General features: G+C 40.3%; 14 protein-coding genes and 2 pseudogenes. 7 read left to right on the top strand and 9 right to left on the bottom strand.

Annotated elements, in window-relative coordinates; genetic code table 11:
- Positions 1-31: 31 nt before the first annotated feature.
- The 6 genes and pseudogenes from FGL31_RS21555 to polA all read right to left on the bottom strand — a co-directional run bounded on the left by FGL31_RS21555 (position 32) and on the right by polA (position 6419).
- Entirely contained in the window at positions 32-679 is a 648-nt protein-coding gene (locus tag FGL31_RS21555) for a DUF47 domain-containing protein (RefSeq protein ID WP_138094373.1), read from the bottom strand.
- A 74-nt stretch (positions 680-753) separates the two neighbouring features.
- Positions 754-1380 carry a sensor histidine kinase gene (locus FGL31_RS29440; protein WP_317131161.1) on the bottom strand — a complete coding sequence of 209 codons (627 nt, stop codon included), beginning with the start codon at positions 1378-1380 and terminating at the stop codon, positions 754-756.
- Positions 1381-1402: 22 nt separating this feature from the next.
- The gene (locus tag FGL31_RS29435; RefSeq protein ID WP_317131110.1) at positions 1403-1780 is read right to left on the bottom strand and encodes a hypothetical protein; all 378 of its coding nucleotides are present in this window, start codon (positions 1778-1780) and stop codon (positions 1403-1405) included.
- 31 nt (positions 1781-1811) lie between these two features.
- Positions 1812-2472 (bottom strand): annotated as a pseudogene (locus FGL31_RS21545) (phosphatidylserine decarboxylase family protein).
- A 42-nt stretch (positions 2473-2514) separates the two neighbouring features.
- Positions 2515-3612, bottom strand: a complete 1098-nt coding sequence (locus FGL31_RS21540; RefSeq protein ID WP_138094371.1) for a toxin-antitoxin system YwqK family antitoxin — start codon at positions 3610-3612, stop codon at positions 2515-2517.
- Positions 3612-6419 carry a DNA polymerase I gene (polA, locus tag FGL31_RS21535; RefSeq protein ID WP_138094370.1) on the bottom strand — a complete coding sequence of 936 codons (2808 nt, stop codon included), beginning with the start codon at positions 6417-6419 and terminating at the stop codon, positions 3612-3614. Before polA ends, FGL31_RS21540 begins: the two co-directional genes overlap by 1 nt.
- 118 nt (positions 6420-6537) lie before the next feature.
- Between polA and rsgA the strand changes: the two are divergent.
- A pseudogene (rsgA, locus tag FGL31_RS21530) lies at positions 6538-7459 on the top strand (ribosome small subunit-dependent GTPase A).
- A 77-nt stretch (positions 7460-7536) separates the two neighbouring features.
- Here the strand turns inward: rsgA and FGL31_RS21525 are convergent.
- The 3 genes from FGL31_RS21525 to FGL31_RS21515 are packed head-to-tail and all read right to left on the bottom strand — an operon-like array spanning position 7537 to position 12163.
- On the bottom strand, positions 7537-8058 hold the full coding sequence (locus FGL31_RS21525; RefSeq protein WP_171017760.1) for a RagB/SusD family nutrient uptake outer membrane protein: 522 nt from the start codon (positions 8056-8058) through the stop codon (positions 7537-7539).
- Positions 8051-9034: a RagB/SusD family nutrient uptake outer membrane protein gene (locus tag FGL31_RS21520; RefSeq protein WP_138094366.1), complete on the bottom strand. Its 984-nt coding sequence runs from the start codon at positions 9032-9034 to the stop codon at positions 8051-8053. Before FGL31_RS21520 ends, FGL31_RS21525 begins: the two co-directional genes overlap by 8 nt.
- 15 nt (positions 9035-9049) lie before the next feature.
- Positions 9050-12163, bottom strand: a complete 3114-nt coding sequence (locus FGL31_RS21515) for a SusC/RagA family TonB-linked outer membrane protein (RefSeq protein WP_171017759.1) — start codon at positions 12161-12163, stop codon at positions 9050-9052.
- Positions 12164-12670: 507 nt separating this feature from the next.
- On the opposite strand from FGL31_RS21515, the gene FGL31_RS21510 reads away from it, so the two are divergent.
- The 6 genes from FGL31_RS21510 to FGL31_RS27050 all read left to right on the top strand — a co-directional run bounded on the left by FGL31_RS21510 (position 12671) and on the right by FGL31_RS27050 (position 18943).
- Complete coding sequence (locus FGL31_RS21510; RefSeq protein WP_138094362.1) at positions 12671-14482, top strand: AsmA family protein; 1812 nt, start codon at positions 12671-12673, stop codon at positions 14480-14482.
- 95 nt (positions 14483-14577) lie between these two features.
- Entirely contained in the window at positions 14578-16362 is a 1785-nt protein-coding gene (locus tag FGL31_RS21505; RefSeq protein WP_232047073.1) for a TrkH family potassium uptake protein, read from the top strand.
- Between the two features lie 5 nt (positions 16363-16367).
- On the top strand, positions 16368-17054 hold the full coding sequence (locus FGL31_RS21500; protein WP_099370504.1) for a potassium channel family protein: 687 nt from the start codon (positions 16368-16370) through the stop codon (positions 17052-17054).
- Between the two features lie 93 nt (positions 17055-17147).
- Entirely contained in the window at positions 17148-17384 is a 237-nt protein-coding gene (locus FGL31_RS27060; RefSeq protein WP_232047072.1) for a hypothetical protein, read from the top strand.
- Positions 17385-17457: 73 nt separating this feature from the next.
- Positions 17458-18138: a putative glycosyltransferase family protein gene (locus FGL31_RS27055; RefSeq protein WP_232047071.1), complete on the top strand. Its 681-nt coding sequence runs from the start codon at positions 17458-17460 to the stop codon at positions 18136-18138.
- Entirely contained in the window at positions 18122-18943 is an 822-nt protein-coding gene (locus FGL31_RS27050) for a hypothetical protein (protein WP_232047070.1), read from the top strand. The genes FGL31_RS27055 and FGL31_RS27050 overlap by 17 nt, the downstream gene beginning before the upstream one ends.
- Positions 18944-18995: the final 52 nt, after the last annotated feature.

Here is an 18995-nt window from a genome sequence, read left to right as displayed (position 1 = left end):
TATAATATAATTGTGAATTCCTTTGTAAATATTACGCGTTCTTCACTAAAATACTCTCAAGTACATTGGCTACATCCTCACATTTGTCGGTCGCGTCCTCCATAGCAGATAATACTTCCTTGTTCTTGATCAAGTTGATCGCGTCCTTCTCGTACTCGAACAATTCTGCAACAGCCTTGTCAAAAATATAGTCAGCCTTGTTCTCAACGCTGTTGATGCGTACACAAGAATCGGTGATGTTTCTGATGTTCTTTAAATCCTTCAATTCAAACAGTGCCTTGGCAACATGCTCCGTAGCCTCCAAGATCAAACTTGAAATCTCTTTCATCGCATCGCTCGTTTCAGTTACCTTATATAATTCCATACGGTTGGATGCACCATGGATAAAATCTGCAACATCGTCCAATGAACTCGCCAAGGCATGGATATCCTCACGGTCAAAGGGTGTAATAAAGTTCTTGCCTAATTCTAAATGAATCTGATGGGTTAGGTTGTCCCCCTTATGTTCTAGATCCTCCAACAACTTGGAATTGTCGGTTCTTAATTGAAGATCGGTCGTGTGAACACTCTCTTTTAAAAGCTTGGCCATTTCAATTAAATTAGAGCCGGCTTGTTCAAATAATGGGAAAAATTTCTTGTCCTTTGGGACAAAGTATTGAAAAATGCTGTTCAAAGACATAACATGTGTTTTAAGTAGCGCAAAATTATGCACTTAATGTTAAGTTAATGTTAAGTTTTTATAAAAGACCAGTTTTATGCCTTTTCCAAGGTAAAGGAAAAGGTAGTTCCAATCCCTTCGGTACTACGAACATGTACATTCTGTTGATGGGCCTCTATAATATGTTTTACAATAGCTAGTCCTAATCCTGATCCTCCAATATCCCGCGACCTGCTCTTATCTGTCCTGAAAAAGCGCTCAAAAACGCGTGGGAGATTTTTTTCCTCGATCCCCTGTCCATTATCTGTTATTTCGATCAGAACCTGATCTATTAATAAATGAACCTTGATATTTGTTTGCCCCCCTTTGTTCCCGTATTTTATGGAGTTGTCAATCAAGTTGATCAAAACTTGCTGGATTTTTTTTCGATCACCTTTTACCTGAATAGCTTGATTTCCCTTGGGGTTGAAATTCAAGCTGATTTTGTTCTCCTTGGCCTTATATTCCAAATCATCGATCGTTTCCTTGATCAGGGCAACCAGATCGAATTTTTCCTTGACAATAGACACCTCGCCAGACTCCAATTTCGCGATTTCATCCAGGTCATGGATCAAATAGCTCAATCTGTCCAAATTGCGGGAAGCCTTGTTCAGAAAATTTACCGCCATATCTGGGTTGTCCTCCAGCATCCCATCCTGCAAAGTCTCAATATAACCCTGGATAGCAAATAAGGGAGTCTTGAATTCATGGGAAATATTGGAGAGAAATTCCTTCCTGAATTTTTTCCTGAGCTTTTAATTGGTTGATCTCGATCGTTTTTTGCTTCGCCCAATCCCGAACTTCCTTCTCAGCATCGCCGATAGGATTCTCAGACTTATGGTCACCCAAAGCATCTTTCAACTCCTTGCCCAACTTTAGATTATGAATCAACTTATAAACAGACTTAATCCGTTCATAAACAAACTTCTGGAAAACATAATTCAATAAACTGAAGGAAAGGACAAAACTTAAGATCAGAATAAAGGAAAAGGTAGGGAAATCCCGCTCATAATAATAGTTCATCCCTGACAAGAGCAGCGAGAATACAAAACTTATGACTAAGATGAGTGTACGGAAATTCATGGTTTTACCCATTTTTAGGGATTGCCTATGTTTATTTATTGAATTCAGCGATAATCGTCTTACCACCGGTCACTTTATCCCCGATATTAACATTGATCTTGGAATCTAGAGGCAGAAACAAATCCACACGTGAACCGAATTTTATAAAACCGAACTCTTGCCCTTGTTGAACTTCTTGGCCTTCTTTCACATACCATACAATCCTCCTTGCCATAGCTCCTGCTATCTGACGAAATAAAACCTCAACACCAGAACTGTTCTTCACAACAACCGTCGTGCGCTCATTGTCTGTCGATGATTTTGGGGTGCCAAGCAACAAGGAATTTGCCTGGATGATATTTGAAAAAGGAAATAACCCCTGAAATAGGATTTCTGTTCACATGAACATTGATAGGCGACATGAAAATAGAAACTTGAATCCGACGATCTTTCAAATATTCCGTCTCCTCCGTTTCCTCAATTACCACGACCTTGCCATCTGCAGGACATAAAACCGTTGACTCATCAATGGTAATCTTTTTTATTGGACTCCTGAAGAATTGTAAAATCGTAAGCAGTAAAAAACCAGAAACAATATAAACTAACCATTTCACAGTATCCCCTGCATCATAATAATGAGCAATGGCATTTATTATAAAAATAAATAATACTACTATTGCTAAACTGGTATAGCCTTCTTTGTGAAATTTCATGAATTATAATTTGTGCAAATATAAATATTCTATATAAATGTCCTATTGTTCATTCTTCCTTTGGATAGAAATGCTGTGAAAATAAATCTTCCCCGCAGCATTAATAGCCACCTTACCCTTGATATGGAGTTCATCTTCAATATATTCACCATTTACAAAGGAAGGAATGTAACGTTCAATAGTTGTCAATATATATTTAAATGGCCTACTTATTTCTTTAGGGACGTCATCAATGATCTCCAGTTTTGATGGAGAACCTTCTTTGCTTACCTGAACTATATATTCAAATTCATCATCGATTGTCCCCTTCGGTTCATACGTTATGAATGGCTCGGAAAGCTGATCCATCAAATAATCTATATACCCCGCAATCTCATCATAATTGCAGCTCTTGGAGATAAAGCGCTCCGCCCTGAAGAATTTCTCCACCGGCAACAGACTGAAAGTCGGAGACTCATACTCCCTTTCGTTGATCAGGTCAACCCCAGATTTAAAAACCCCTTTAGAATACATTTCTTCAGCGATCAAATCCGAAATCTTATCTGCCTCGTAATAAATCTGCCAATAACCGTCAGGAACACCTTCCTTGAGCTTGCCTTTCTGCTTTACAAATGGATAACCATAAGGATTATATCCCTGCACAGGAACCCTGAACTCAAAACGACCGTTCCCCTGATGCACAACCGCTCTACCTCGAGTATCGTAAAACTCCATTATCCTAGCCGTTTCCGGAAAAAACAATACGACCATCATCAACTTGCTGTCCGGATAATAATATCGCCATTCGCCAGAAGGCAAGTTGTTCGAAAAATTACACTCCCATTTTATGGAGCCATTGGGATGATAAGCCTTGAATAAACCCGACCGTTCTCCATTTACATAGTTTCCCTCAAGAATGGGCCGGCCATTAAGGTCAAAATCCGTAAACGAACCTATGTATTTATTAGTTGAACCATCAAAGGCAGCTAATCGTTCTATACTTTTGAATTCACAGTTCTTGTCAACTAGGTAATAATTTTCATCAAAATAAAACCTTACCAATTTATCGCCTGCGGATTCAAAAAAAACCTGCTTTTGCTCCTGAGAATAAACACACAGGAACATAATGATAAATCCAATAAGTACAATTGCCTTTTTCATTAATGTGCTTCCAGCCAATTTTTGCCCTCGCCAATCTCTACTTCTATCGGTACCTGAAGTTCAATCGCATTTTTCATCCGATCCTCAATAATCTCCTTGAAAACGGAAATCTCATGGTTCGGAACATCAAACACAAGCTCATCATGAACCTGCATAATCATTTTCCCTTCAAGGCCTCTATCCTCAATATCTTTCTGAATATTGATCATCGCGATTTTTATTAAATCTGCTGCAGAACCTTGAATCGGAGCATTGATCGCATTGCGCTCCGCAAATCCCCGAACCGTCATGTTCGCAGAGTTGATATCCCTTAAATAACGTCTTCGCTTCAATATAGTTTCAACATAGCCGTTCTCCTTCGCAAACTCAATTACCTCACCCATGTATTTCCGGATGCCCGTATATTGACTGAAGTATTGTTCTATGATCTCGGCAGCTTCCTTACGGCTGATGCCCAAGTTCTGGGACAAACCAAATGCTGACTGACCGTATATAATCCCGAAGTTTACTGCCTTCGCGTTTCTACGCATATCAGAACTGACTTCCTCCAGCGCTACGCCATAAACCCTGGCCGCAGTGGCTTTATGAATATCTAGTCCCTGCTTAAACGCCTCCAACATATTCACATCCTGGCTAAGTTCTGCCATCAACCTCAACTCGATCTGAGAATAATCCGCAGATAACAAAGTCCAGTTTTCATCCCTACTGATAAATGCCTTCCTGACCTCCCGACCCCGAGCAGTACGGATAGGGATATTCTGTAGATTTGGATTCGTAGAACTTAATCTCCCTGTCGCAGCAACCGCTTGGTTATAAGATGTGTGAATCAACCCCGTATGTGGATTGATCAAATTAGGCAAGGAGTCAACATACGTCGATTTCAACTTCTGCAATTGCCTGAAATCCAAGATGTCCTGTACAATATCAGACTTGTTGGCCAAAGCCAATAATACATCCTCACCAGTTTTGTATTGACCTGTTTTAGTTTTCTTCGCTTTCGGGTCCAATTGCAATTTGTCAAACAAAACTTCGCCCAACTGCTTCGGTGATGCAATGTTAAAGGAAACACCAGCCTTCTCATAAATCTGCTGCTCCAACTGCTTTACCTCTTTTTCAATCTCCTTCGAAAACAATTGCAAAGTGTCAACATCGATCTTTACACCATTACGTTCAATCGTAGACAAAACCTTCAATAATGGAAATTCTACCTTTTTCGCCAAATCATGGGTAAAACTGTCCTCTAAAAGAGGAGCAAACTTGTTGCGAAGCTGTAAGGTAATATCAGCATCCTCAGATGCATACTCCTTCACCAATTCAATCTCCACATCTCTCATATTGCCTTGATTCTTGCCCTTTCCGCCGATTAATTCTGTAATAGAAACCGGTGTATAATTCAAATAGGTCTCCGAAAGAAAATCCATATTATGCCTAGTGTCGGGATCAATCAGGTAATGGGCAAGCATCGTATCAAAAAAGTCGCCTCGAACATCGATGCCATACCTTGACAACAATAGTATATCGTATTTTAAATTCTGACCTACCTTTTCAATCTCCTCATTTTCCAAAACCCCCTTGAAAATATCGGCAGTCCTCTGAGCCTCCACCGGATCTGCAGAAACCGGGACATAATAAGCTTCCTGTGGCTTGATACTAAAAGAAAAACCAACCAATTCTGCCTGTAAAGCGTCTAAACCCGTGGTTTCCGTATCAAAGCTGAATGATTTTTCTTTACTCAACCGTTCTGCAAATTCCCTTTGTTTCTCCTCGGTATCCAACAGAATATATTCATGGTTGGTATTGTGGATATTTGTAAATGCTACCGGTTCTGTGCTTGCAGTAGTCTGGGAAGAAGTTGCACCAGCAAGGTTGCCATCCTCATGGACGGCAAATAGATCCATCTGTCCTGCTTTTGGATTGGCATGTTCCAGCATGCTGAAGTCATCTCCAAAAACTCGCTTCCCTAAAGTCCGAAACTCCAGTTCGACAAAAAGAGGCTCCAAAACATCTTTGTTTGGCTTCTCTAGCTCCAAGGATTGCTCATCGAAATCCACCGGAACATCCAATAAGATCGTCGCCAGCTTCTTTGAAATCAAACCTTGTTCTGCATGGTTCTCGACATTTTCCTTCAACTTGCCCTTGAGCTTGTCGGTGTTCTGGATCAGGTTTTCTATCGACCCAAATTCCTGAATCAACTTTTTTGCGGTTTTTTCACCAATACCCGGTATCCCTGGGATATTGTCGACGGCATCACCCCATAAACCCAATATGTCAATCACCTCATGGACATGGTTGATTTCCCATTTATCCAATATCTCGGTAACACCCAATGTTTCCGCACCATTACCCATACGGGCAGGTTTATAAATAAAGATATTTTCTGAAACCAATTGGCCAAAATCCTTGTCTGGTGTCATACAATAAACAGTATAATCCAGTTTCTCGCCTTTTTTTGCCAAAGTCCCAATAATATCATCAGCTTCGTAACCATCCTTCGTGATTATTGGGATATTAAACCCTTCGATAAGCCTGAATATATAAGGAATGGAAGCTGCCAGGTCCTCCGGCATCTGCTGACGCTGGGCTTTATAGGCCTCAAATTCTAAATGTCGATTGGTAGGTGCTGCCGTATCAAATACAACAGCTATATGTGTAGGCTTTTGATTGTTCAAAACTTCAAGTAGCGTATTGGTAAAACCCATAATAGCACCTGTGTTCAGTCCGTATGAAGTAATACGTGGAGTCTTGCTCAATGCAAAATAGGCACGATAAATCAGTGCCATCCCGTCTAAAAGAAATAACTTTTTCAAATTCTCAGTTTTTTAGCTGTATAACAAAGTTAACAAAATCAAATAGACCTAAAGATTAATTATTTTTTTCCATTTTTGTGTCAGGAGCTTGTATTTTTAAAAAATATGGAAAACAGATATGCGCGGAATAGTAACTAAATCAACAGGTAGCTGGTACCAGGTTTTGGATGAAAAGGGGAATAGGTATGAATGTAGGATCAAAGGTAAGTTCAGAACCCACGGTATCAAAAACTACAAATCCAATCGCTGTGGGCGACTGGGTCGAGTTTGAAGTGGAACTAGGACAGCAGAGTGCTGTAATCACCAAGCTGGAACCCCGCAAAAACTATATCATACGCCGCTCTGTAAATCTTTCAAAACAAACTCAAATCATCGGCGCTAATCTAGATCTTGCGTTATTGGTCGTTACATTGGCATCCCCACCAACTTCAACAGGCTTTATCGACCGATTCCTCGTAACTGCGGAAGCATACTCCATCCCCGCCGGAATAGTATTCAATAAATTAGACCTCTTCTCAGATGAAGGTCTGGAAATATTGGCCGAATATGTCGATATATATGAGTCCCTAGGCTATCCATGCTATACCGTATCCGCCCTAGAAAAACAGAATATCGAAGATCTCAAACAGGTGTTAAAAGATAAAATCACCTTGGTGTCAGGCCACTCCGGAGTAGGAAAATCAACATTGATCAATGCCTTGACCCCGGGATTGGAGCTCAAGACCGGCAATATATCCGATTGGTCCGATAAAGGAAAGCATACCACCACTTTTGCCGAAATGATAGACCTTCCATTTGGAGGGAAACTCATCGATACGCCCGGAATCCGAGAACTCGGAATCGTAGATATAGAACCCCAAGAGCTCTCACACTTCTTCCCCGAAATGAGAATGCTCCTCAACCAATGCAAATTCCATAATTGCAGGCATATCAATGAACCCGGCTGCGCAGTCCTCGAAGCACTCGAAAAAGGAGAAATAGAACCGTCTAGATATGATAGCTACCTCAGCATCTACAATAATGAGAATAATAGGAATTAATAATTCAAAAAAAAGTCCCCAACAAACATGCTGGGGAATCTAAGGGTTATGAAATATTCTTGATCGTAGACCTGGTATTAATACCCCTCATTCTGTTTAAGATTTGGATTTTTAATTATCTCGTCTTGAGAAATAGGATAATATTGATGATATGGTCTGACCTTCGCAGCTCCAATCGGATTGTCGACAGCCACTGATTTTGCCGCTTCTACCAACTTGCCCCAACGGTTGAGGTCAAACCTCCGTTGAAATTCGCCAACAAACTCAATGGCTCTTTCGCTGAATATCTTTTCGGTGATTTCCGCTTTTGTTGTACTAGTTGCCAAGGCTGGAAGTCCTGCTCTTTCCCTTATCATGTTCATCCATCTAACACTTCCACTGATATTGCCCAATTCATTTTCTGCTTCTGAAAGCATAAGTAATACATCTGCATAACGAAGGACATATAGGTCCTTGCCCGAAGCTTGCCCTCTTGCGTTCAAATCCCAGAATTTACTGCCAAACCATGGATAACCTGGTTTAGGAAAAGCCGTGAATTTTTGATCTTTAAACCCATACCCTAAAACAATGTCTTTACGCTTATCACCTGTCTCAAACATGGTCACCAATTTGGCTGTTGGCAAAAAATACACTCCAACCATCAACCACCAATTTCCCGAAATCAACCCCGGCATAGGTGCTTTTGCCAGCATCCCTCTGTGGAATATAATAGGAAATCATAGAATGGGTGCGGGTATTCTTGTTTGAAGTGGGCTCACGCAGATACTGAACCTCAAAAATAGACTCTTGATTGTTTTTAAAGCCAGTGTTAACATCAAATAGTTGTGAATAATCTGACATAAGTGAATAAGTGCCCGAATTCACTACTTTCTCGGCTGTTGCCTTGGCATTTTTCCAATCCTTAGCGTAAAGATAAACTTTGGCCAATAAGGTTTGGGCCGCTCCTTTAGTTACTCGCCCTACATCGCTGCTCGGATAAGACAGGGGCAACACTCCTTCTGCTTCACTCAAATCTTTGACGATCTGTTTTCTAACATCTTCTAAGCTGCTTCGCTCTAAGGATGAGATTGATTCTATAACGATTTCATCTGTCCATAGTGGGACTGCACCAAAAGTATTCGATAAATTGAAATAATACAAAGCTCTTAAAAACTTGGCCTCCCCGATAACTCGATCTTTTATCGCACCATCAATAGGGGCTTTCGAAACTCTGCTAATCACCAAATTGGAATTCTTGATGCCCGCAAAGGCATTCAACCATAAATTGCCCGTGCCTGTATTGCCTGATCCGTATTCGTAATTCTGAACCGACGAATTAACATCCTTCGAGTACGCAACATCAGTACCTAAATCTACCATCCGCCAATAATCCGGTGAACTGTAGATGTCATATAATGTTTCATAAACTCCATTGACTGCTTGGATACATTGGGTTTCGTTGCTGAAGAAATCGTCAGGATTGATAAAGGTCTTTGCCTCCTCATCCAATGATTTTTCACAGCTAGTTAAATAGGCACTCCCTACTAAGAGAGCTAAAAATGCTCCGATTTTATATAGTTTAGATGTTGTTTTCATAGTTAATTGATTTTACTAAAGTGTTAAGTTGACTCCAAATGTGATTACTCGGCCATTGGGATAATTTCCATTGTCATTAGCGATGATGGTCGAACTGCCACCACTACTGTTTACCTCCGGGTCAAACCCACGGTATTTCGTCCATAGAAATAAATTTGTGCCGCTTGCAAAAACATCCATATCCTTGATAATATGAGGAAGGATCAATCCGCCAAGGGAATATCGGATCTGAGCAGATTTAAGCCTGATAAAGGATGCGTCCTGCAATAATCTCGTGCTAGCTATATTGTCCCTTGATTCAACCTTCGGAATTTCTGATGTTGGATTCTCAGGGGACCACCGGTTCACAAAATAGTGAAACTGGTTGGTCAGGGAGGATCCACTACCGTTGAAGAATTCCATAGCATTGTACATTTTGGCACCTTGGCTAAATTGAAAAAAGACATCCATGCTCAACCTTTTATAGTTAAAGGAACTTCCAATTCCGCCAAAAACCTTGGGATTGGCCTGCCCCAAATAATGATAATCATTGATGTTGATCTGACCATCTGGACTATAGTCCCGATACTTCTGCCCGCCAGGAAGGTAATGGCTATTATGTGAAACAAACTCCCTCTCTTCAATAGGTTTTGCAAGTTCCGCATCGATCTCCTGTTGGTTCTTCCAAGTCCCAACATACTCCAACCCGAAATTTCCCCCGATTGGATATCCCTTCTGAAGATAACTTGTCGTCACTCCATAACCTATTCCTGCATCCAGAAAAACCTTGCTCAACGGACCAATGTCGGTTACTTGTTGACTATTTGTCGATACATTCAGGTTCGCCTGCCAGCTGAAATCTCCCTTATGCAATACCTCGCCTGATAATGAAAAATCAAAACCCTTGGTTTGAGACCTCCCAAGATTGATCAACCTACTCGTATATCCAGTCTGTGAGGGTAATTGAACAGTCAACAATAAATCACGGCTTTTCATGTCATAGTAATCCGCTGTCAAGTTAATCCGTCCATTGAAAAAATGCATGTCTAAGCCAGCATCAAATTGTGCCGTAGTCTCCCAGCTTAAATCTTTGTTTGCTAAATTCCCCTGAGTATATCCAAGGGTCTGTTGACCTCCAAATATATAGGAATTTGGATTGGAAGGCAGGGAAGCCAGAGATTGGTAGTTGGCTATTCCCTGATTCCCGGAAATACCATAACTTGCCCTTACTGCAAGCTCTGAAATAATTTCCTTTATTTCTGATTCCTTAAAGAAAGATTCTTCCGAAATCCGCCACTTTGCCGCACCTGACGGAAAAATGCCCCACTTTTTGCCAATAGCAAAATTAGACGCACCGTCGGCACGGCCCGTCAATGTAAGATAATAGCGGCCGCCATAATTGTAATTCGCCCTGCCCAAAAATGAAATGATCGTATTCTCATCCAGACCTGAGGCAAGACCACGGAATTGTAGCTCCGTCAACCCTAAGTTATTATATTGCGTAATATCATTTGTCAAATTACTGCCGGCTCCATATAAACGATCCACACGCTTAGTCTGATAACTGGTACCCGCCAATAAATCCAGAGTATGCTCTCCAAAGCTGCGCTTGAAATTTAGAGTGTTCTCGTTGATTAAACCAAGGGTGTTATAGATATCCGAATTGGCAGAACCAAACAAAGTGTTATTGAAAACATTCTGAGGCATGTCGGTCGGACTATAATAATTTCCGCGCTGATTGATGAAATTAATACCTAAGGTGGATTTTAATTTCAGATCCTTCAACAATTCAAACTCTAAATAAGCATTGGTCAAGATATTATTTATTGCCCTTTCATTTTTCACCTTGTCCAATACTGCAACCGGATTGTTGATGTGGCCACCTGTATACCAGATCGGATTATACGTTTCATAGGAGCCATCTTCTTTGTAAATAGGCATTGTCGGAGGTAAGAAAATGAAGGAAGATGACCAACCGGTGTTAGTTCCAAAATTTAAACTACTTATCTTATGCTGTTCTCTGCTGATATTTGTGCTTACACCCATATTTATACGGGAACCGAATTTCTTCTTTAAATTGATCCTCCCTTGATATCTTTTGAATCCAGTGTTTTTGATGATCCCATTTTGGTCCAATAGATTTGCAGATATAAAGTAGGTATAGCCTCGGTCTCCTCCTGCACCACCAGATGCGGAAGCATCATAACTGGAAAATGGAGCTGTTTCCGTAACAGCATCAATCCAGTCCGTTCCATCGCCTATCTTATTAATCAATGAATCTATGTTGGAATATAAAGGTGGTTTATTCCCAAAAACTAAAGCCTCATTGATAAATTCAGCAAATTCACGAGCATTCATTAAATCCAATTTCCGAGGTAACTGGGAAAACCCCTGGTTTGTCGAAAATCTAACGATATCCCTGCCGGCTACACCTTTTTTGGTCGTGACCAAAATTACTCCATTGGAAGCCCTTGAACCATAAATAGCTGTAGTCGAAGCATCCTTTAGAATATTGATGCTCTCGATATCACTTGGGTTGATGGAGTTTAAACTAGTGCCGCTTGGATCCACGATTCCGTCAATGACGTATATGGGTTCATTCGTTGCGGTAATAGATCGGGAACCCCTGATCCTAATGGTTGTAGGAGCACCGGGAGCGCCATTAGTCGATTTTACATCTACTCCAGAGGCCTGACCTTGTAGTAATTGATCGATTCTTGTAGCTGGAGCATTTTCAAACTGCTTGGTAGAAATTGTACTCGTCGATCCTGTAACGTCAGTTTTTTTTGACGTACCGTAACCCACAACCACAACTTCATCGATGTCGTCACTATTCTCCAATAACGAAATATTCACTTCTTGAGTTGAACCGGGCGAAACCGTAACTTTCCTTTCTTGGCTTGCAAAGGATATAAAACTTACTTTCAAGGTATGTTCCCCTGAAGGTAATTCTAGGCTGTATCTTCCAGCACTATTTGAGGAAGTGGATATTCCCAACGCGGGTACACTTATCGTGGCTCCGGAAATCGCATTACCATTACTATTGGTAACATTACCAGAGACGCGACCAGTCTGCTGTAAGCCAATATTGTAAACAAATAATTCGCCCGAGGGGTATACTGAACCGCTATTAGCGTGAGAGGAACCCATGGAATTCTTGATGCAGAATAACTGCAATATAAAACAGAGACTTAAAACGAAGTTAAAACTTGAGTAGCCTTTTTTTAGGATAGTAGACATGTAAAAAAAATTATCAATCCTGAAATTTAAATGCTAAGGATTGAATTATGATGGTTGATTATTTCTTTGATTAATTCCTGCTTAGAGAAATCTGTGCGCTAGTTAATGTTTATTAATGTTAGTTTTGATTTAGTGGCTAGATTGATTTTCTTTGCCCTCCTTTCTTTTTTGTTTTTCAGAGGCTAAAATTAAATAAGCTTTGTTAACAGAAGATTAAGTAAATATTTTATATTAATTAATCATGCGAAAGAATATTAAATGTTTTTAAACAAATCTAAAGCTGGTACCCAAGCAGATTTCGCTTGTTAAAATTTGTAATTCTGATTACAAATGTTTTAATTCATCAGGAGTAAACATTCTTGGCTAAATTATTGTTAATCCTATAATATAGTGGGGTAAATCGTTGTATATAAAATTATGAAACCTATTTGGAAATGGATTATTGGAATTGTTGTCGTACTGATTGCGGCTGTATTTGTTGTCGGCTGGTACTATAGCCGGAATTGGAAGCCTATTGTAGAAACTAAACTGAAAGAAACCGTCAGTAAATCAACAAATGGGCTGTATACATTGAAATATGATGACCTAGACTTGAATATCACGTTGGGGAATGCTACGCTGAAAAATGCGGAATTGACTCCCGATTCTGCAGTCTACAATAGAATGGTGTTGGCAAAAGAAGCACCAAACAGCAGGTATCATATCAAGTTGGCTGCATTGAAAATCCGCCGATTTAATATATGGGATGTTATAAAAAACAGAAAGCTCTATATCAAAGACATCATATTTGAATCACCGGACATCCATATGATGTCTGAGCGTCATGCCTATAATGATACCATCCAGCCAAAACAGACAAAAACATTATACGACAATATCAAGGATGTATTCAGCTCCATCAATGTAAGAGACATCAATATCGATAATGTCAAATTCAAGTTCTCCAAGATTGAGGAAGGAAAAACCAGTGATATTGTTCTCGATAGCATTGGAATTAAGGTTCATGATGTTTTGGTTGACCAAGCATCCATTCATGATACAACCCGACTTTTCTATACCAAGATGGTGGAGGTGGAAGTGCCAAAGTTTGAGTACGACATCTCAAATGGGATCTATAAAGCAAAATTTGACCGACTGTTGTTGAACACGCAAGATCAGAATGTGCTGTTGACAAAAGTTGAATATGCTCCTAAAATAAGCAAAGCTGCTTATTTTAAGGCTAAAAATCAAAATGTAACCATGGCGGTCATGAAGTTTGACACCCTACGGTTTGAAAAACTCAATTTTAAAGAGCTTATCGACAACCAACAAACCGTGGCGGAACAGGTTCAGATCAAGAATGGTTCGGTTTCATTATATAATGACAAGAGATACCCTAAAAAATCAAGCTCTAAAATTGGAAAAGGTCCACAACAGCAATTGATGAAAGTAAACCAACTCATTCGAATTGATACTGTCTTTGTGGAAAATGTAGATGTGCTCTATGGTGAATATTCTGCCAAGTTCAATAAAGAGGGAGTCATAACTTTCGATAATGCACGTGGTACCTTAACAAATGTTACCAATGACAGCACTGTCCTGGCAAAGGACAAATTTATGCGTGCAGATCTGCATGCAAAAATCATGAATGCAGGACTGTTAAAAATACAGTTTGGGTTTGATATGCTCAGCAAGGATGGATATCATACCTACAAGGGTTCGCTGGGCAGAATGCAAGCACCGGCATTCAATAAAATATTGACACCACTGTTGAATGCACAGATTGAATCCGGCAATATCAGAGGGATATCCTTTAATTACCAAGCCAATGATTATAGGAATTGGGGTGATTTCAGGTTTGATTATGACCATTTGAAGCTCAACTTGATGAACGCAGTGGATCCTGGGATGAGCAAAACAAAAAAAGGAGTCTTGTCTTTTGTGGTAAACAATATCCTGATCAATGACAGTAATCCGGATGCAAATGAGAAATACCATATCGGGAAGGTGAATTATAAGCGTGTGCCAGAACATACATTCTTTAAGACTTTATGGCAAAGTATGCTTGAGGGTATTAAGCAATGTGCAGGTATCAGCAAAGAGAGAGAAGCAAAATTGATGGGCGCGGCAGAGACCGGTAAAGAAGTTGTGGAAGAAACGAAAGAAGTGATCAAAAAAACCGGGAATTTCATCAAAGGACTGTTCAAAAAGAAAGATAAAGGAGAAAAAGAAGAAGAAAAAAAGAATTAGTTTCACGTGAAAGCTTTGCCGTGGTCGGTGTTTCCACCGACCACTGAACTTTTGATTATAATCTTTTATTTAGATATTCCTATGTTTGTAAATAGATGGATTCAATATATAGCTTTCTAAAGTATATTTTCCGATATAAGAAGAAGGTCGTTGATCAAGTTGTGTTCTACATCAGCTTGATCAGCGCTGTTACCATGGTCATCCACGTCGGCTACATTACGGATCCAGAATTGGCAGTAATCAGTGATAAGATCGTAGTAGCACTGTATTATGGGCTCTTTATCTTTGAGCTGTTCAGGACCATCTCCTCCATCCTCGTCGCCCGTAGGATAAATATGTCCCATTATACCGGCGTGATGGTCAGTGCCTATTTCCTCTTTATTACCATCGCACGACTCAGCGGCGGATTCCTCGAAACATTCGCAAAAGATGAATGGCTATATCTCGGAATAGCAATCATATTCCTTACTGAACTGTCAAAAAACAGCCTCTTCTTCGATAATTTCTATTTTAACCCGACCATCCTGTTCGTAGTGAGTTTCCTCGGACTTATCGTGTTGGGCGCCTTTCTATTGATGCTGCCCCGAACGACTACAGAAGCGCCTCTCAGCTTCGTCGACGCTTTTTTTATGGCAACAAGCGCCGTGTGCATTACAGGACTCTCAACAACAGATATATCTACCAATTTTTCCCTCTTCGGACAGTCCGTTATCATGGCACTCATACAAATCGGAGGACTCGGAATCATGACCTTTACCGGGTTTTTTGGATATTTCTTCTCAGGAGGATTCTCCTTCAAAAACCAACTCATGTTCGGAGAAATATTAGGGGAAAATAAACTCAACTCCGTCATATCAACATTGCTGACCATCATCTTCATAACGCTACTTTTTGAACTTATTGGTGCAATACTTATATTCAGTTCCCTCAATCCTAAAAACTTCGAATCCATGGGAGAAATGATATTCTTCTCCTGTTTCCACGCTATTTCAGGATTCTGTAACGCCGGATTTACCATCATCAAAGATGGAGTCATGAACGATAATTATAGATTTAACTATAACTTCCAACTCGCAGTATCTTCCATGTTCATTCTGGGAGGATTCGGTTTCGGAACTATTTTTAACTTCTATACCTGGGTAAAAGAAAAGATTAATTCAGTAATCTGCCAACTCATTAGAAAACAAACCTACAGACATAAACCACAGGTATTCTCATTCAATTCTAGATTTATTGTTGTCTGCAATACCTTGTTTATTGTATTGGCCACCGTTTCATTCTTTTTATTGGAACAGAACCATAGCTTGATGGCTGATAAATCAACTATTGGTGAATGGATTACCTCGATTTTTATGGCTAACTCGGCCCGTTCTGCAGGTTTCAACAGTGTAGATCTCAATTTTATCAATGTGCCAACCTTGATCATGTTTGTGACATTGATGTGGGTAGGCGTGTCACCAGGTTCAACGGGTGGTGGCGTCAAAGTAACTACTATAGCAATCGCACTGATGAATATTGTAGCATTGGCTAAAGGAAAGGAATCTATAGAAATATATAAACGCAAAATAGCATCAGAATCTATCAATAAAGCATTCGCCATCATCTTGCTTTCAGTGCTTACAGTTGCCCTGAGCTTTATTCTGCTGAATTTCTCAGACCCTAACCAAGAAATGATGTCCCTGCTTTTTGAAGCTGTTTCAGCATATACAACCTGTGGGCTTTCATTGGGAATAACTCCATCACTGTCCGCTACCAGCAAGATTATTCTGATGTTCACCATGTTTGTCGGTAGGGTAGGGATGTTGACATTATTGGTGGCATTTATTAAAAACACAAAGAACAAAAGTTATATTTATCCAACTGAAAAGATATTGTTTTAGAGCTTATGAAGTACATCGTATTAGGATTGGGACATTTTGGAAGATCATTGGCCATACATTTGACCGAATTGGGCCATGAGGTTATCGCTGCGGACAAGAATATGAGCATTGTCGAGCAAACCAAAGACCGAATTACCCATACGGTATGTATGGATACAACTGACAAAGATGCAGTGAGCTCTTTGCCATTAAGGGAAAGTAATGCCGTGATCGTGGCCATTGGAGAGGAGGAGGGAGCAAGCCTGTTGACCGTTGCTCTGTTAAAACAGCTCAAGGTTAAGCGGATAATTGGAAGGGTAGTATCTGATCTTCAGAAAACTGTACTCGAAGCCATGAATATCGATGAATATATTATGCCCGAAGAAGAGGCTGCTGAACGATTGGCAATGCGTCTCGACAATATCGATATAGTCGATTCATTTAAGATCTCTGATAAATATAGCATTATCGAAACCAAAGTGCCAAGCAAATACGTTGGCATGACCCTGCGGGAAGCTGACCTCACCAATAAATACAAAGTAATCGTCCTGACTACGGTTCATGTTGAAAACGAGACCACCAAAGAAGGAACTACAAAGCTCAGCAAGGAAGCCTCCGGTATCGCCAAGTCGGATACCGTTCTGATGGAAAACGACCTGCTGGTCCTTTTCGGAGAACTGTCCAATATCAAAAATCTGATCCAGAAAGGCTAGGCTTTTTTCAACTTTCTCATATCTCATATCTCATATCTCACATCTATTCTATATTTTTGGGGCTATATCATTAATAATCCTATCAATTACTAGATGAAAACTTGGTTTAAGGAAAATCAGAATCACTTAATCATTATAGGCATCTTCTTGCTTTTAGTGGTGTTTTATTTTACGCCAGTGTGGCAAGGTAAAACCTTGTTGCAGAGCGATGTGATGCAAGCGCGTGGTAGCCAAAAAGAAATTTTTGACTATAAGGAAAAAGACGGAAATACCCCCTTGTGGACAAACTCCATGTTCGGAGGGATGCCAACATACCAGATTTTGGTATGACCATGCAAATAATATTACCAGTCATATTGGTCCTGCCATCCGGGCTATATTCCCTCCGCCATCAGATGTGCTCTTGCTATTTCTACTGGGAGGATACTTTCTCTTTGCAGTGCTGAAAATGCGACCTTGGGTCGCAGCCCTCGGAGCTATAGCCATAGCTTTTTCATCCTATAACATGATCTATGTCGAAGCAGGACATATTAATAAAGCTTATGCAATAGCCTATATGGCGCCTATTATAGGGGCTGTCATACTCTGTTACAGAGGCAGTAAATTCTGGGGACCTAGTTTGCTCGCGCTATTCCTGGCCTTAGAAATCCGTGCCAACCATATCCAAATGACCTATTACCTGTTCTTGGCACTATTGGTACTGGTAGGATTCGAACTTTATTACGCTATCCGTGACAAAAAACTGAATAAATTCTTGCAAGCCACAGGACTGCAGTTGATAGGTGTCGCAGTTGCGGTATTGGTCAATGCATCAGTATTGTTCCCAACCTATGAATATAGCAAGGAAACAATCCGTGGGAAGGCAAATATCACGAAGCATACCGAAGACGGAAAAAGTGCAGCAGGACTTGATAAGGAATATGCCTATGCATGGAGCCAAGGAATTGGTGAGAACATAACCCTGTTGATTCCAAACGCGTATGGAGGCAGAACCGGCGGTACCCTTGATGAAAAATCAAATACGGTAAAAACGCTACAGAAAATTAGGTGCATCTGCTCCCGAAGCCTTGCAGTCAGCAAATAGATTCTTCCCTACCTATTGGGGCGAAAAAACATTCACTTCAGGGCCATGGTACTTTGGGGCCGGAGTAATATTCCTATTTGTGCTTGCCCTGTTCGTTGTAAAAGACCGCTTGAAATGGTGGATTCTTACTGCAACGATCCTAACCTTCTTCTTGGCATTCGGTAGACACCTGCCATTTATCTCAGATCTGTTCTTCGACTATTTCCCGATGTACAATAAATTCAGGGCAGTGGAATCTATCTTGGTAATTCCGTCCGTACTGATGCCGCTATTGGCGATAATTGGACTGAATGAAATTATTACAAGAGGCAATGAAATCGTTGATCTTGATAAAAAGGTGCTGTATTCAGGTGGAGCGGTAGCTTTAATCTGTTTATTGGTGGCAGTGATGCCTAGTATTCTTTCATTAAGAACATCTACACATCAAGAATTCGCAGCATCCGTTCAGCAAATGCTTCCAGATCCAAATCTAGCAAATGAATTGGTCAATTCATTATTGAAAGACCGTGCTGATTTGGCATCTAAAGATGCATGGCGATCGTTCTTTATCGTCGCATTGACATTCGGATTTGTATGGTTCTTCGTCAAAAAGAAACTTTCTGCTACAGTTTTGATTGCAGCAGTTGCAGTTATCACCCTTGTTGACCTATGGTCAGTGGATAAAAGATATCTTAATTCAGATTCATTTGTAGATAAAAGCACGTATGACCGACCAATACCAGAACGTGAAGTAGATCAATTGATCCACTTGGACAAAGACCTTTCTTACCGTGTATTTGACCTGACCAACAAGTCCATTCAATGACGCTAGCGCATCATATTTCCATAAAAGTTTCGGTGGTTACCATGCTGCAAAA

Origin of the sequence: Sphingobacterium daejeonense (assembly GCF_901472535.1) — a bacterium.
GTDB classification, from domain to species: domain Bacteria; phylum Bacteroidota; class Bacteroidia; order Sphingobacteriales; family Sphingobacteriaceae; genus Sphingobacterium; species Sphingobacterium daejeonense.
This window is presented reverse-complemented; position numbering and strand designations above follow the sequence as displayed.